The sequence below is a fragment of the Psychromonas ingrahamii 37 genome, assembly GCF_000015285.1.
GTDB lineage: Bacteria > Pseudomonadota > Gammaproteobacteria > Enterobacterales > Psychromonadaceae > Psychromonas > Psychromonas ingrahamii.
This window is the reverse complement of the sequence record NC_008709.1, coordinates 947,107-959,772: the sequence shown is the minus strand read 5'-3', so window position 1 is coordinate 959,772 and position 12,666 is coordinate 947,107. Positions and strand designations below refer to the sequence as shown.

Here is a 12,666-nt window from a genome sequence, read left to right as displayed (position 1 = left end):
TGTAAAAAAAATTAAAGCCACTTTGGCCCAAAAAATAAACTCTTAAACAAGTCCGTCCAATTAAAAATGCAATTCCCACGACAGCCCGGCATTTACTTTGTCACTGTTTTCTTGTGTATCCGATGATGAAAGCGACAAAGATAGCATACCTTTATAAATCAGAAAGCGATAAGAACCCACTAACTGATTTCCAGGGTTATTTATGCTGCTATCTATGCTGTTATCACTGCTGTTATGGTGCAAAAACAACTGCCATTGATGATCATTGGCCATCTGTACAACACTTCCCACTGAATAACGTTTTTTATCTAACGTTTCACCTAAATAATCATCTTTCGTATTACGATACTCAAAGACAAAGCGCATCTGCATACCCGCAGCCAGCACACTATAATCACTTCCTATTAAGAAGGCTGAAAAATCCGGCTGCGAATCATCAATAATATGCTGCATATAAACAGCCAGCGGAATATCTATCATTGACTGTAGACTTAAGCGTCCATCCATACTTAATTGCTGATAGTTATCCTGAGCATCTTTGTTTTGCGCTTCTTGAAAATCAAAGTAACTGAATGACAGTTCAAGTGCATTTACCGGCCGTAGTGATAAACGAGAGCGCCATGAATATTTCCAGTCATCGCTGGATCGCAATTGATTTAAGCCGGTTTTAAAATAAACACTGCCTAATAAAGGCAAATCAACAAAGGTTCTTTCTAGCCCTAATTCATAAGCAGGATGAACACGCTGCTCTGCACTTATCGACTCCAGCCAGCTTGGACTCCACCACTGTGCTTGGGTATTAATAAAGAAGTTTGTTTTACCTGTAGTGACCGCAAAATAGCTGTTATCGAAATTAAATTGCGCCTCTTCTTTATCATGATACTGCGCGTAATTTGCACTGATCCGCATTGAGAAACGGGATTCATCAATGCCAACATTTGAAAAAGCGCCCCACTTAACGTCGTTATTTTGACCAAAACTGCTTGGCAACCCTTTTTGCGCGGTTTTCAGTTTTAGAAAACGATTACCATAGCCTTTTTTAGCCGCGTTAATTTTGTAAGATATATGGTAATAAGCCTGACGGGTATTTTCAGCAAGCGCCGATGGTGAAGTATTTTTTATTTGTACCGATATTTCCCGCCACGGCAAAGGAAAGCTGTTAACAGGCACAGTAACAATGCCGGCATCGGCTAATAATTGTAAATCGCTACGCAGATAAACATCATCGGTTTCCATCCATGGGCTTGCTTGAACTTGCAGACAAATGAATAATAAAACGCTGAAAAAAGCGGTGCGCGAGATGCTTTGATTAAAATTACACACTGGCTATAACCATCTACTTTAATTACCTGATTTGAAGATTCTATTTGCAGGAGTCAAATTCACATCATAAAAATGAATTTATACACAATCAATCACATGTTTTAGTTGAATAATAATTTATTTTTAAGCACGCTACCGCCCCTAAATCACAAGAATTTAGCAAGAAAAGATGAAAAATTTGCCGCATTATGCATATTTTCTTGAAGCAGGTCAACTTAATGTTTTTGCATTTTTGTTTTTTTGTACTAAGAATAGTATTTTTCAATCGGAGTTATAAGTTGAACGATAGTTCAATTTTATCAACAAGTTCCCGTCGTGTGCGCTTTTTTTTAATGTGACAATCAACCGATTCCTAGTAAAGACAGTATACCAATTGGTAGTGTATGCACACATTGTTGGTGCTGAGACTTGTAAGCGAAGTTTGCCAGAAGGCTGGATGCTAGATGCTGACCCCTTAACGTTGAGATTCCGGTATTTTTTCTATTGCATTGATCAAGCTGTTTTTTTAATGCAACAGTTGATAACGCCTCGTTTTTTGTAGTTTGTAGGGTGCGCTCGGCGCACCGATTGCCGCCTAGGCCATTTTTAATGCATCAGGTGAGACATATTGGTTCTTTGTAGTTTGTAAGGTGCGCTCGGCGCACCGATTACCACTGTTTTTAACGCATTGGTTTTTTGTAGGCTTTCGCTTGTTAGCGTCTGGTGTAACTTTTATTGTTGGAATTTCGCCCTTGACGGCGACTTTACTTCTCTTTGAACGGCCAAAGAGAAGTAAGCAAGAGAAAAGCCGCCCGGGCCATTTTTTGATCTTGCACTGCCCGCCTGTTTTTAACGCACCAGTTCGGATAGCACATCCCTGTGCAGAGCCAAACTTAATGGAATCAAAGGGCACGCAGAGCTTAGCCCGCTCATAACCCTGAACTGGCGTTCAATTCGCTCCATTTCCCCCTTGCTAAAACAGTCGTTCATTGCAAGAAAAATGGACGGGGAATTCGTAGCCACATTGGCTTGGTATTCTAGCGCGATGGAGGAAGGTTGCGCAGAGCTTAGCCCGTTCATGACACTGAACTGACGTTCAACTCACTTCCCGACAGAACAACTCGGGAACGACGGAGGGCGGGTTCCACTCCGTCATTTCAAAGTGCTCCACTTCGTCATCCTCAAAGTGTTTTGTTGAGGAGTGAATTGAACGACAGTTCAGTCTCATGAACTGTCGTAAATGACTTCAGCTTCCTGCCCTACGCCTTTCAGGTCGTTGTCGTAAATTCCAACGTTCAAATTTTTCACTCCAGTTTCCCCTTGCTAAAACAGTCGTTCATTGCAAGAAAAATGGACGGGGAATTTGTAGCCGTATTGGTTCTTTGTAGGCTTTCGCTTGTTAGTGCTTGGTTTAACTTTTGTTGTTGGAGTTTCGGCCTTGACGGAGACTAGATGATAAGAAACCGAAACACAGTTTTGCAGTTCGAGGGTGTCATGTTCTTTCAACAGCAAGGGTAATAAGGTAAAGAGGGTTTTGTCCGTGACACTATGCTCAGTGCCGCATTATCTGTCATCTCCAAGGTCTTTTAATTGGAGATCTGGTTGTGTACGCATCACCTAAGCCCGCTTGAAGGCGGGATTCCAATTTGAAGTGTTAGACGTCAGCTTTTTGCAAAATATCAACCGCTTTGCTGCTAAACACATCTAGTTGTAAATATTGTCTTTGTCTAATAATATGTTCGATGATAAGCAAATCGATATTTAAGTAGTCATGCACTAAACCATTTCGCAATCCAATGATCTTTTTCCATTGCATCAATTGATCGCTGCTTATCAAACCATGCTCTTTTAACAGGCTAAATGTCTGGTAGGCGTCCGTAGCTGAATGACCTTGTGCCTTCTTTAAACAGTGTTTTGCCAGGCCAATACATAGCTCGGTAAAAATTTGCAACAAGCGCTCTGTAGCAAGGTAATCTCGGCTTTTAAAGTTATCAGCTAAAAGATCCTCTCTTAATTCATCTAGCTCTGTTAAGTATTTTTTTTTGTGCTTCAGTACTTCTGCTAAGTAAAGCTGCAGGCCTTCATTTTTCATTTTTGGCATTCTCTATTATTTGATGCTCGTATTGGCTGTATATTCTGTTTCTTTCTCTATAAACCCGAGATGTTTGTGTTTCGTATATGACTTGCCCGTCTTCTATTATGTTATAAGCTAAGTATATGGGCGCTTGGTTTATATCAACAATACTTAACATCTCTGACGGCAATCCAAGTTCAATAGCCCAGTCAATTGCCAGTTCATTTGGCCTTAAATATTTGTCTATCACTGATAACTTAAAATTTTTAAATGCGATAGCAATATCAAAATCACTGTGTGATTTAAAATTATCTGCTGCTCGTGAGCCGTATAACCAGACGACAGAAATATCCTGATTATTTGCTGCGAGCCTTTGAATTGCTGCGAGTAGATCAGCTTGATTTGGCATACATAATCCAATGAAAAAAACACTAGGGAGTTAGGCCTTTCATTTTACATTCCCCTCACCCCAGCTTCCTATACTTATTTTTTATTTCCTTTCACTATACGGCTCACCAATCAATAATGCACTTTAAAATACTCTCCTATTTGCTGCATTGTTTAACTGTTCACCTGAATGCAGGATTCCAATTTTTTTTGGAACTGAGCCTTTAGTTTGTAGGGTGTGCTCGGCGCACCGATTGCCACTGTTTTTAACGCATTGGTTCTTTGTAAGCTTTCGCTCAAGAGTGCTTGATTTAACTTTTGTTGTTGGGGTTACACCCTTGACTGCATGTCATTCGTAGGGTGCGCTCGGCGCACCGATTACCACTGTTTTTTAACGCATTGGTTTTTTGTAGGCTTTCGCTTGTGAGCGCTTGGTTTAGCTTTTATTGTTGGTCTTTCGCCTTTGACGGCGACTTTACTTCTCTTTGGACGGCCAAAGAGAAGTAAACAAGAGAAAAGCCGATACAGGGACGGCTGAGCCTGTCCCGCTCATGAACCTAAACTGTCGTTTAATTCGCCTAGCCATTTTTTGATCTTGCACTGCCCTCCTGTTTTTAACGCACCAGTTCGGACAGCACATCCCTGTGCAGAGCCGAACTTAATGAAATCTTCCATGATTTCATTTGCTAAAACAGTCGTTCATTGCAAGAAAAATGGACGGGGAATTCGTAGCCACATTGGCTTGGTATATTTATAAAAAGGCTTGGTTTAACTTTTGCTGTTGGAGTTTCGCCTTTGACGGCGAGGTTATGACGCATTGGTTCTTTGCAGACTTTCGCTTGTTAGCGTCTGGTGTAACTTTTGTTGTTGGTCTTTCGCCTTTGACGGCGACTAGACGATGAGAAACCGAAACGTAGTTTCGCAGTTCGAGGGAGTCATGTTCTTTGAACGGCCAAAGAGAACAGGTCACGCAGAGCTTAGCCCGCTCGTGACACTATGCTGTTGCATAACTCGCCAAGAGAAAAGCCGATACAGGGACGGCAGAGCCTGTCACGCTCATGAACCTAAACTGTCGTTTAATTCGCCTAGCCATTTTTTGATCTTGCGCTGCCCAACTCCTTTTAAACGCACCGGCTTGGACAGCACATCCCTGTGCAGAGCCGAACTTAGGGGAATCAAAGGGCAAGCAGAGCTTAGCCCGCTCATACCGCTGAACTGGCGTAAATAACTCCAGGCTTCCTGCCTTACGCCTTTCAGGTCGTTGTCGTAAATTCCAACGTTCAAATTTGTTCCTGACAAATTTGTCACCCCATTTCCCCTTTGCTAAAACAGTCGTTCATTGCAAGAAAAATGGACGGGGAATTCGTAGCCGCATTGGCTTGGTATTCTAACGCATTGGGATTCCCGACTAAGTGATCTTGGGAATGACAGGGTCGGGAACTGTGCCTTTAAGCTCGGCTTATTTAGATTATTAATTAAAAAATTAGGAATGACACTGCTATTATTCACACCTCAGAGATATTTTTATCGGAGGTCTGAATTGAACTGGCTAAGCGCTGCGTGCTGTTCACCATTTCTCGGTCATTATCTATTAAATATTTTTTCAAGTTGATTTAAACCACTTTCAGCAAAATCAAATAGCGCTGAGTAGGTGGCTTTTTTTATCACTGCTCGGATAATTTCAGGCTCGATATTCAAGTAGTCATGTACCAGTGCATTTCTCATCCCAATTATTTTACGCCAAGGCACTTCATTAACGGATTCAACACCTTGCTGCGATAACTTTTCAAAAGCAGAATAAGCATCTGCGGGAGCCACTTTATTTAGGGCATAACACCAATGCTTGGCGATGCCGATACAAGCCTCTATAAGTACTTGCAGTGTCCGCTCCGATGCGCGATATTCATAACGGCTTAATACTCGTTCTTCTGTAATTTCAGTTAAGCCTTGTAATTCACTTTTTAATCCTGCGAGGTGCTCCCGCAGTGAAAAGATATAGGTATCATCCATAAATAACCTTCATGTTTTTGTAGTGATATAAATGATCTATTTCCCATTTCGACATGATGCGTTGCTGTTCTTGAAGCTGTCTGGAAATATTTTTACTTAATAATAACTGACCACTTTTAAGCACTGACATTGCGATTGGAATAGGTGCATTATTCATATCTAAGATACTTAAATCACCTTCCTGCAAATTTAGTTTTTTTTGCCATTCGATACCTAACAACTCAGGACGTATTCTGCGCTCAATGACATCATCAACCCATGTTTTAAACACAACCGCTAAATCGATATCGCTATGCTCATGCGCACACCCTTTTGCGTAAGAGCCATAAAGCCACAGTACTTCAATATCATCATATTCTTGAGCAAGTTTTAATATTTGCGGTTTTAATTTTTTGAAATTCATCACTGCACCTGAAAAAACTTGGGGGATAACTCTTTTATTTTGCCGTTCTTTTTTATTTACTTTTTACTAGCAGTAACTATACGGCTAACCAGTGAATAATGCACTTTAATATGCACGCCTATTTGCTGCATTGTTTAACTGCGAGCCTGAAGACAGGATTCCGATTTTTTTTGGAACTGAGTCTTCAGTTCGTAGAGTGCGCTCCGCGCACCGATTGTTTGTCCAGACCATCTTTTTATTTTGCACTGCCTAGCCGCTTTTTAACGCATCAAGTGATGACACATTGGTTTTTTGTAATTCGTAGGGTGCGCTCCCCGCACCGATTGCTAATGCTTTTAACGCATGAGGTAATTTTTAGGCCTTCGCTTGAGGCGTCTGGTGTAACTTTTATTGTTGGAATTCCGCCTTTGACGGCGAGGTTATGACGCATTGGTTCTTTGCAGGCTTTCGCTTGCGGTGTTTTTCAAGAGAGTTAGCGTCTGGTTTAACTTTTGCTGTTGGAGCTTCGCCCTTGACGGCGACTAGACGATGAGAAACCAAAACGCAGTTTCGCAGTTCGAGGGAGTCATGCTCTTTCAACAGCCAAAGAAAAGTAAGCAAGAGAAAAGCCGATACAGGGACGGCAGAGCCTGTCCCGCTCATGAACCTAAACTGTCGTTTAATTCGCCTAGCCATTTTTTGATCTTGCACTGCCCACCTGTTTTTAACGCACCAGTTCGGACAGCACATCCCTGTGCAGAGCCAAACTTAAGGAATCAAAGGGCACGTAGAGCTTAGCTTGTTCATGACACTGAACTAACGTTCAACTCACTTCCCGACAGAACAACTCGGAAATGACGGGCGTATTAGCTAACCCGGCCCACCTTAAGTTGTGCTTTTTAAATCAGGCAGCAATTTCAGATAACGCTTAAGCCAATGCCTGCTCGAAATCAGCTATTAAGTCGGCGGTATTTTCGATACCGATTGAACAACGTACCATAGTCTCACTGATGCCCATTTTCTGGCGGGTCTCAAGTCCCATCTCATGGTAGATGGTTGGTGCAACGGGTAATGCGAGGGTACGGTTATCACCGAGGTGGGTTGCGCTGATCACCAATTTTAGTTTATTTAATAACTCACAACAGTCTTCGCCTTCAATAAGATCAAAACTTAACATGGCGCCAAAGTGTTTAAATAAACGTTTCGCTCTTTGGTGTTGAGGGTGATCTTTTAGTCCCGGATAATAGACTTTGGCAACTTTCGGGTGCTGCGCTAAGAATTCAGCTAATATACCTGCGTTTTTACACTGGCGCTGCATACGCAGTTCCATTGTTTCGCTGCCGACTGAAATAAGGTGCGCGGTTTGTGAACTGATACAAGCTCCCATATCCCTTAAGCCTTTTTTCTTTATTTGGCCTATGCCCCACATTTTACTGTCGCCCGTGCGGTAAGCTTCGAAGATATTTGGGTAAGTTTGCCAATCAAATAATCCCGTATCGGTGACTGAGCCACCCAACGCATTACCATGTCCGGCAACGTATTTAGAAAGAGATGTGATAATCAGGCTGGCTTTGACTTTTATTGCATCAAATAGGTAACTGGAGGTCAATGTATTATCAACAATATAGACTAAACCCTGCGCTTCACAAAAATCACCAATTTCATCTAAGGCGCTAATTTGAGTGGCGGGATTAGCGATGGTTTCGACAAAAAGCATCCGGGTATTGGGTTGCTGTGCGGCTTTTACTTGTTCAATATCAGTTGAATCTACAAAAGTAACTTCAATACCGTAACCTTGAAGTGTGCCGATCATGCTTCTGGTATTGCCAAAAAGATAATGGCTGCAGATAAGGTGATCACCGGTTTTTAACAGGGTTAAAAACGTGGTGACTATTGCGGACATGCCGCATGAAAAAACCAGCGTCGCGATGCCATTGTCCATCTGTTTTATTTTATGCTGCAATGCATCAATAGTGGGTGTGGATGAGCGCGCATAAGCATGACCTGGCTTTGTACCTTGGAAAACATCAATTAAACCCTGCACGTCTTGGAAACCGTAGGGGACAGAATTATGGATGGGAGCATGTATTGCACCATATTCTAACTCCAGAAGATGGTCTGAATGCACTATTTTTGTTGTAAATCCTTGTTCTGACATCAAAATTCCTTGGTAATCTAATTAAATTCAGCGATGGGGGTATTATACAGAGATAGGCAACTAAGTTAAAATCCACCTATATAGCATTTTGGTCTTTTTTAGTCATTTATACTAAACGCATTAATTAAGTTTATTCAATAGTCATCATTACTGCTTTATGAGTTTCAATTTTTACTTTGAAGGCATTGATCATAAATTTAATGCGTTTGGTATTAATAACACTCTCTGACACTCGTGGCTTATTTGGTCAGCTCGTAGGATGCGCTCCGGTTACCGGGATTTGCAGTGCATAGAATGCACCCTATCGCTAATATAATACCAAACGTGTTAATAAAGTGATCAGGTTTATTATTCAATAATCGTCACTACTGCTTTATGAGTGTCAATTTTTCCTTTGAAGGCATTGATCATAAATTTAATGCGTTTAGTATTAAGAACACTCTCTGACACTCGCGGCTTATTTGGTCAGCTCGTAGGGTGCGCTCCGCGTACCGATTACCGATTACCGATTACCACTATTTGTGGTCCATAGAATGCACCCTATCGCTAATATAATACCAAACGTATTAATAAAGTGATCAGGTTTATTATTTAAAATCATCACTACGGCTTCATGAGTGTCAATTTTTCCTTTGAAGGCATTGATCATAAATTTAATGCGTTTGGTATTAATAACACTCTCTGACACTCGCAGCTTATTTGGTCAGCTCGTAGGGTGCGCTTCGCGCACCGATTACGGCTATTTGCGGTGCATAGAATGCACCCTACCACTAATATAATACCAAACGTATTAATAAAGTGAGCAGATTTATTATTCAATAATTGTCACTACGGCTTTATGAGTGTCAATTTTTCCTTTGAAGGCATTGATCATAAATTTAATGCGTTTGGTATTATTCGGGAAGGACAACACCGATTATTAAATTAATCGGTGTTTGGCAAGACAGCTGTTAAGCGGACGGATTATTAACTTGATTGGTTAATACAACTGATGATTAGTTGTCTTGGTTGATACGGCTGGCGACGGCACCCTGCTGAACCTGGTATTTGGCATCAACACGTTTGTTATAGGGTCTGGCGGCGGGCGCGGATAAGACTTCAAAATTTAAAGCGGCGATAGTCATTTCAGGTCGCAAAGCCAGAGGTATTTTACCACTGTTATAAAACTCTAAAACGATTTTTCCTGACCAGCCCGGATCAATTCGATGCGCTGTAACATGTACCATCAGCCCTAAACGCGCCAGTGAAGAACGGCCATCCAACCAGCCCACAATATCGTCCGGTAAAGTGACATTTTCATAGGTCACAGCCAGTGCCAGTTCCCCTGGATGGAGGAAAAATGATTCGTTTTTGGCAATAATAATAGGTTCGCTCATGACTTTATCAAGTGCGGAAGATACTTCTTCTTTCGGTCCGGAAAGGTCAATATACGGGGTTGTATGTTCGCTAAAGACTCTGAATTCATTACCTAAACGAATGTCGACGCTGACGCCTGAAATTGCAGATTTTGGTGGTCTTGGCGTGATCACAATTTTTCCAGCATCTAAATATTCTTCAATATGAGTATCACACAAACGCATTTCATTTATTCCTTAGCGGGTCAGTGTTGAGCACTTTACATACTCTGGGAAACAGATAATATTTTATTATGGGCATAAAAAAAGGCAAGTCAATGACTTACCTTTTTATTCAAATAGAAAGAACTAATTAAAGTTCAATCGAAGCAATATTAAAGCGCTACGATATTTTCTGCTTGTGGGCCTTTTTGACCTTGAGTAACAGTAAACTGTACTTTTTGACCTTCAGTTAAAGTTTTGAAACCTGTGCTTGAGATAGCGCTGAAATGAGCAAAAACGTCAGGACCGCTTTCTTGCTCGATAAAACCAAAACCTTTAGACTCGTTGAACCATTTTACTGTACCAGTAGTTGTAGACATAATTGTAACCTATTTAATTTAGAGTAATTTAACCTTGTGTTTAAGGTAGTTTGCTAGAAGTTTTGCTATTACTTATGAAGTATAGGAGTCGGTACATAATACGGAACATCGAACATAAATATAAAACGAACTTACAAGCTACATCAATTATATATGTCTTCTAATGGTAGTCAACAGCTATTTAACAAAACATATAAACATAATAAAATAGTCAACAACAAAGCAACCTTAACTCATTGTGTTGTTTGCTTTTTTATTAATTTAATTAAAGTGATATTTTTTGTTTTTGTTATACCAAAAGAATTAATGAAGTGATCAATGATTGCGAAGGAAAAATCAGCACTTAAGTTGCATTCGATCATTGCTCTCCTTTCACAAAATCGTATGGAACGATTTTGAACAGCTTTAGCTGACCACGAAGTAGTGAAGAACAGGACGTTCTGAATAAAACTCACAATGCAGTTAGGGATGATTTTAACCAGCAAGGGTGAGCATCTTTTTAGTTCTTTTGGTATTATAGTCGCTGACTTTTCAATAAGGATTATTAATGACAATATGGATTGATGCTGATGCTTGCCCGGTACCGGTAAGAGAGATGGTATTACGAGCAGGTCAGCGCACTGCCACTGCATTGGTTTTTGTGGCTAATTCGCCTTTACCTGTTCCCAGACGCGCATTGGTTAAAACCGTGCAGGTGGCTCAGGGCTTTGATGTGGCAGATAATTATATTAGCCAACATGCAGTGATCAATGATCTGGTGATAACGCAAGATATACCGCTGGCGGCTGAAATTGTCGAGAAAGGCATAACAGCACTTAATCCAAGGGGAGAGCTTTATACTGAGGCGAACATCCGCCAGCGTCTGGCAATGCGTAATTTATCGGAAGAGCTAAGAAGCATGGGGCAAATCAGTGGCGGCCCAAATAAATTTGGAGATAAAGAAAAACAAAACTTTGCTAATGCGTTAGATCGTTGGCTGCAAAAAGCTAAAAAAACGACCTAAGCTGTGGGTTATCAGCTATCGGCTGTCAGTAAAGGACGAGACCGGCTATCAGTAAAGAGCGAGATCGGCTATCGGCTGTCGGCTATAAGCGCTTTATATAATACGCGGTGCGGCCATTAATCTATCGGTTCTAAGCTGCTGCGCTTCTTTCTCTAGGCGTTTATCACAGGGATCAGGGCAGTCACACTCTTTATCTATGCCAACGGAAGCGAGTCCTCCGCAGCTGCCGCCAATGGTTTTTTTATCAAAAATGTAACCAATTGCCATGCCCACCACAACCAGTAAAAAAACCGTAAAGGTTGCCAGAAAATAAATCATTTTTTCTCCTCAATAAAAAAAGGTATAAACTCGGAAGTGTAATATTCGCTGATATTATCACCTTCTTTAACCAGCAAATAAACGGCTAAATTGTATTTTTTTGCAAAGGCTAATCCGGACTCCGGCCCGAGTACTGTTATCGCAGTCGCTAAACCATCTGCTAGCATGCTGCTTTTATTAATCACGGTCACCGATACCAGCTTATGGCTAATAGGTTTGCCGGTTCTTGGATCGATGGAATGAGAATAATGTATGTCATCAGACTCAAAATAATTTCGGTAATTACCCGAGGTTGCTATCGCATTATCACCCACATTTATTATCCGCTGAACACTTTGCTTCTCAGCCGGTCGCTCAATAGCAACTATCCAGGGAGTATTCTGAGGTTTTTCCCCTTTTAAGCGGAGTTCACCACCAATATCAACCAGGTAATTATTAATACCCACTTCCTGCAGATAATCGGCAATAACATCCACCCCGTAACCTTTGGCAATGGCTGACAAGTCGACATACAGCTCAGGAATTGCTTTACTGATGGTCTTGCCGTTAACACTCAAATACTGGCTTCCCACGATTTTTTGTTTTTCAGCAATCAACTCTTCAGAGGGCACTTTATTGGCTTTTTTATTTGGGCCAAAGCCCCACAAATTCACCAGTGGACCAACGGTCACATCAAATGCCCCGTTGCTCTGCTCAAATAAAGTTAAGGACGCTTCAATCACTTGGCGTGTTGCCGCAGACACCTCTAAGGACTTTTCTGCTCGATTAAAACGGGATAATTCAGAGTCCGGGCGATAGGTCGACATTTGATCATTCACTAATTCAAGCCGCTTATCAATATCGGATTGTAGCGCTTTAAGTGCTAATCGGCTGTCGCCCTGCTGCTCCGCACTTAACACATATTTGACCTGATAATATGTGCCCATAGTATTACCGCGCACTTCTACAATCTGCGGGCCAACTTTAGCACATGACGAAATAAAAAAGGCCAGCCCGATTAAGGGCAGCCATTGTGATACAGATTTAAGCATTAAAATAATCCACCAAAATCAAGGCCAGCCAGTGTGATACAGATTTAAGCATCAAAATAATTCAC

At 41.3% G+C, this 12,666-nt stretch carries 12 protein-coding genes; 1 reads left to right on the top strand and 11 read right to left on the bottom strand.

Going from position 1 to position 12,666, the window contains the following annotated elements; all coding sequences use genetic code 11:
• Positions 1 to 60 precede the first annotated feature (60 nt).
• The 9 genes from PING_RS04025 to PING_RS03975 form a co-directional block, all read right to left on the bottom strand.
• Entirely contained in the window at positions 61 to 1,323 is a 1,263-nt protein-coding gene (locus tag PING_RS04025) for a capsule assembly Wzi family protein (RefSeq protein ID WP_041765933.1), read from the bottom strand.
• 1,633 nt (positions 1,324 to 2,956) lie between these two features.
• Positions 2,957 to 3,394, bottom strand: a complete 438-nt coding sequence (gene hepT / locus PING_RS04015) for a type VII toxin-antitoxin system HepT family RNase toxin (RefSeq protein WP_011769172.1) — start codon at positions 3,392 to 3,394, stop codon at positions 2,957 to 2,959.
• Positions 3,384 to 3,785, bottom strand: a complete 402-nt coding sequence (mntA, locus tag PING_RS04010; protein ID WP_011769171.1) for a type VII toxin-antitoxin system MntA family adenylyltransferase antitoxin — start codon at positions 3,783 to 3,785, stop codon at positions 3,384 to 3,386. The genes hepT (PING_RS04015) and mntA (PING_RS04010) overlap by 11 nt, the downstream gene beginning before the upstream one ends.
• Before the next feature lie 1,034 nt (positions 3,786 to 4,819).
• Positions 4,820 to 5,047, bottom strand: coding sequence for a hypothetical protein (locus tag PING_RS04005; RefSeq protein ID WP_041765928.1), 228 nt, complete (start codon positions 5,045 to 5,047; stop codon positions 4,820 to 4,822).
• Between the two features lie 300 nt (positions 5,048 to 5,347).
• Complete coding sequence (hepT, locus tag PING_RS20870; protein WP_011769170.1) at positions 5,348 to 5,773, bottom strand: type VII toxin-antitoxin system HepT family RNase toxin; 426 nt, start codon at positions 5,771 to 5,773, stop codon at positions 5,348 to 5,350.
• Positions 5,766 to 6,176: a type VII toxin-antitoxin system MntA family adenylyltransferase antitoxin gene (mntA, locus tag PING_RS20865; protein WP_011769169.1), complete on the bottom strand. Its 411-nt coding sequence runs from the start codon at positions 6,174 to 6,176 to the stop codon at positions 5,766 to 5,768. Before mntA (PING_RS20865) ends, hepT (PING_RS20870) begins: the two co-directional genes overlap by 8 nt.
• Positions 6,177 to 7,083: 907 nt before the next feature.
• A complete protein-coding gene (locus PING_RS03985; RefSeq protein WP_011769168.1) occupies positions 7,084 to 8,313 on the bottom strand; it encodes a cystathionine gamma-synthase family protein in 1,230 nt (409 codons plus the stop codon).
• 995 nt (positions 8,314 to 9,308) lie between these two features.
• Positions 9,309 to 9,893 (bottom strand): dCTP deaminase, encoded by a 585-nt coding sequence (gene dcd / locus PING_RS03980; RefSeq protein WP_011769167.1) that lies wholly within the window; start codon positions 9,891 to 9,893, stop codon positions 9,309 to 9,311.
• A gap of 149 nt (positions 9,894 to 10,042) precedes the next feature.
• Positions 10,043 to 10,249, bottom strand: coding sequence for a cold-shock protein (locus PING_RS03975; protein WP_011769166.1), 207 nt, complete (start codon positions 10,247 to 10,249; stop codon positions 10,043 to 10,045).
• Positions 10,250 to 10,796: 547 nt separating this feature from the next.
• On the opposite strand from PING_RS03975, the gene PING_RS03970 reads away from it, so the two are divergent.
• Positions 10,797 to 11,252, top strand: a complete 456-nt coding sequence (locus tag PING_RS03970; RefSeq protein WP_011769165.1) for a YaiI/YqxD family protein — start codon at positions 10,797 to 10,799, stop codon at positions 11,250 to 11,252.
• A 93-nt stretch (positions 11,253 to 11,345) separates the two neighbouring features.
• Here the strand turns inward: PING_RS03970 and nqrM are convergent, their stop codons facing one another.
• Both nqrM and PING_RS03960 read right to left on the bottom strand, forming a co-directional pair.
• A complete protein-coding gene (gene nqrM, locus PING_RS03965; protein WP_011769164.1) occupies positions 11,346 to 11,570 on the bottom strand; it encodes a (Na+)-NQR maturation NqrM in 225 nt (74 codons plus the stop codon).
• The gene (locus PING_RS03960) at positions 11,567 to 12,601 is read right to left on the bottom strand and encodes an FAD:protein FMN transferase (RefSeq protein WP_011769163.1); all 1,035 of its coding nucleotides are present in this window, start codon (positions 12,599 to 12,601) and stop codon (positions 11,567 to 11,569) included. Before PING_RS03960 ends, nqrM begins: the two co-directional genes overlap by 4 nt.
• Between the last annotated feature and the right edge of the window lie 65 nt (positions 12,602 to 12,666).

Coding starts and splice junctions, on each gene's coding strand:
- hepT (WP_011769172.1), bottom strand. CDS start 3,394: ATGAAAAATGAAGGCCTGCAGCTTTACTTAGCAGAAGTACTGAAGCAC.
- mntA (WP_011769171.1), bottom strand. CDS start 3,785: ATGCCAAATCAAGCTGATCTACTCGCAGCAATTCAAAGGCTCGCAGCA.
- hepT (WP_011769170.1), bottom strand. CDS start 5,773: ATGGATGATACCTATATCTTTTCACTGCGGGAGCACCTCGCAGGATTA.
- mntA (WP_011769169.1), bottom strand. CDS start 6,176: ATGAATTTCAAAAAATTAAAACCGCAAATATTAAAACTTGCTCAAGAA.
- PING_RS03985 (WP_011769168.1), bottom strand. CDS start 8,313: ATGTCAGAACAAGGATTTACAACAAAAATAGTGCATTCAGACCATCTT.
- dcd (WP_011769167.1), bottom strand. CDS start 9,893: ATGCGTTTGTGTGATACTCATATTGAAGAATATTTAGATGCTGGAAAA.
- PING_RS03975 (WP_011769166.1), bottom strand. CDS start 10,249: ATGTCTACAACTACTGGTACAGTAAAATGGTTCAACGAGTCTAAAGGT.
- PING_RS03970 (WP_011769165.1), top strand. CDS start 10,797: ATGACAATATGGATTGATGCTGATGCTTGCCCGGTACCGGTAAGAGAG.
- nqrM (WP_011769164.1), bottom strand. CDS start 11,570: ATGATTTATTTTCTGGCAACCTTTACGGTTTTTTTACTGGTTGTGGTG.
- PING_RS03960 (WP_011769163.1), bottom strand. CDS start 12,601: ATGCTTAAATCTGTATCACAATGGCTGCCCTTAATCGGGCTGGCCTTT.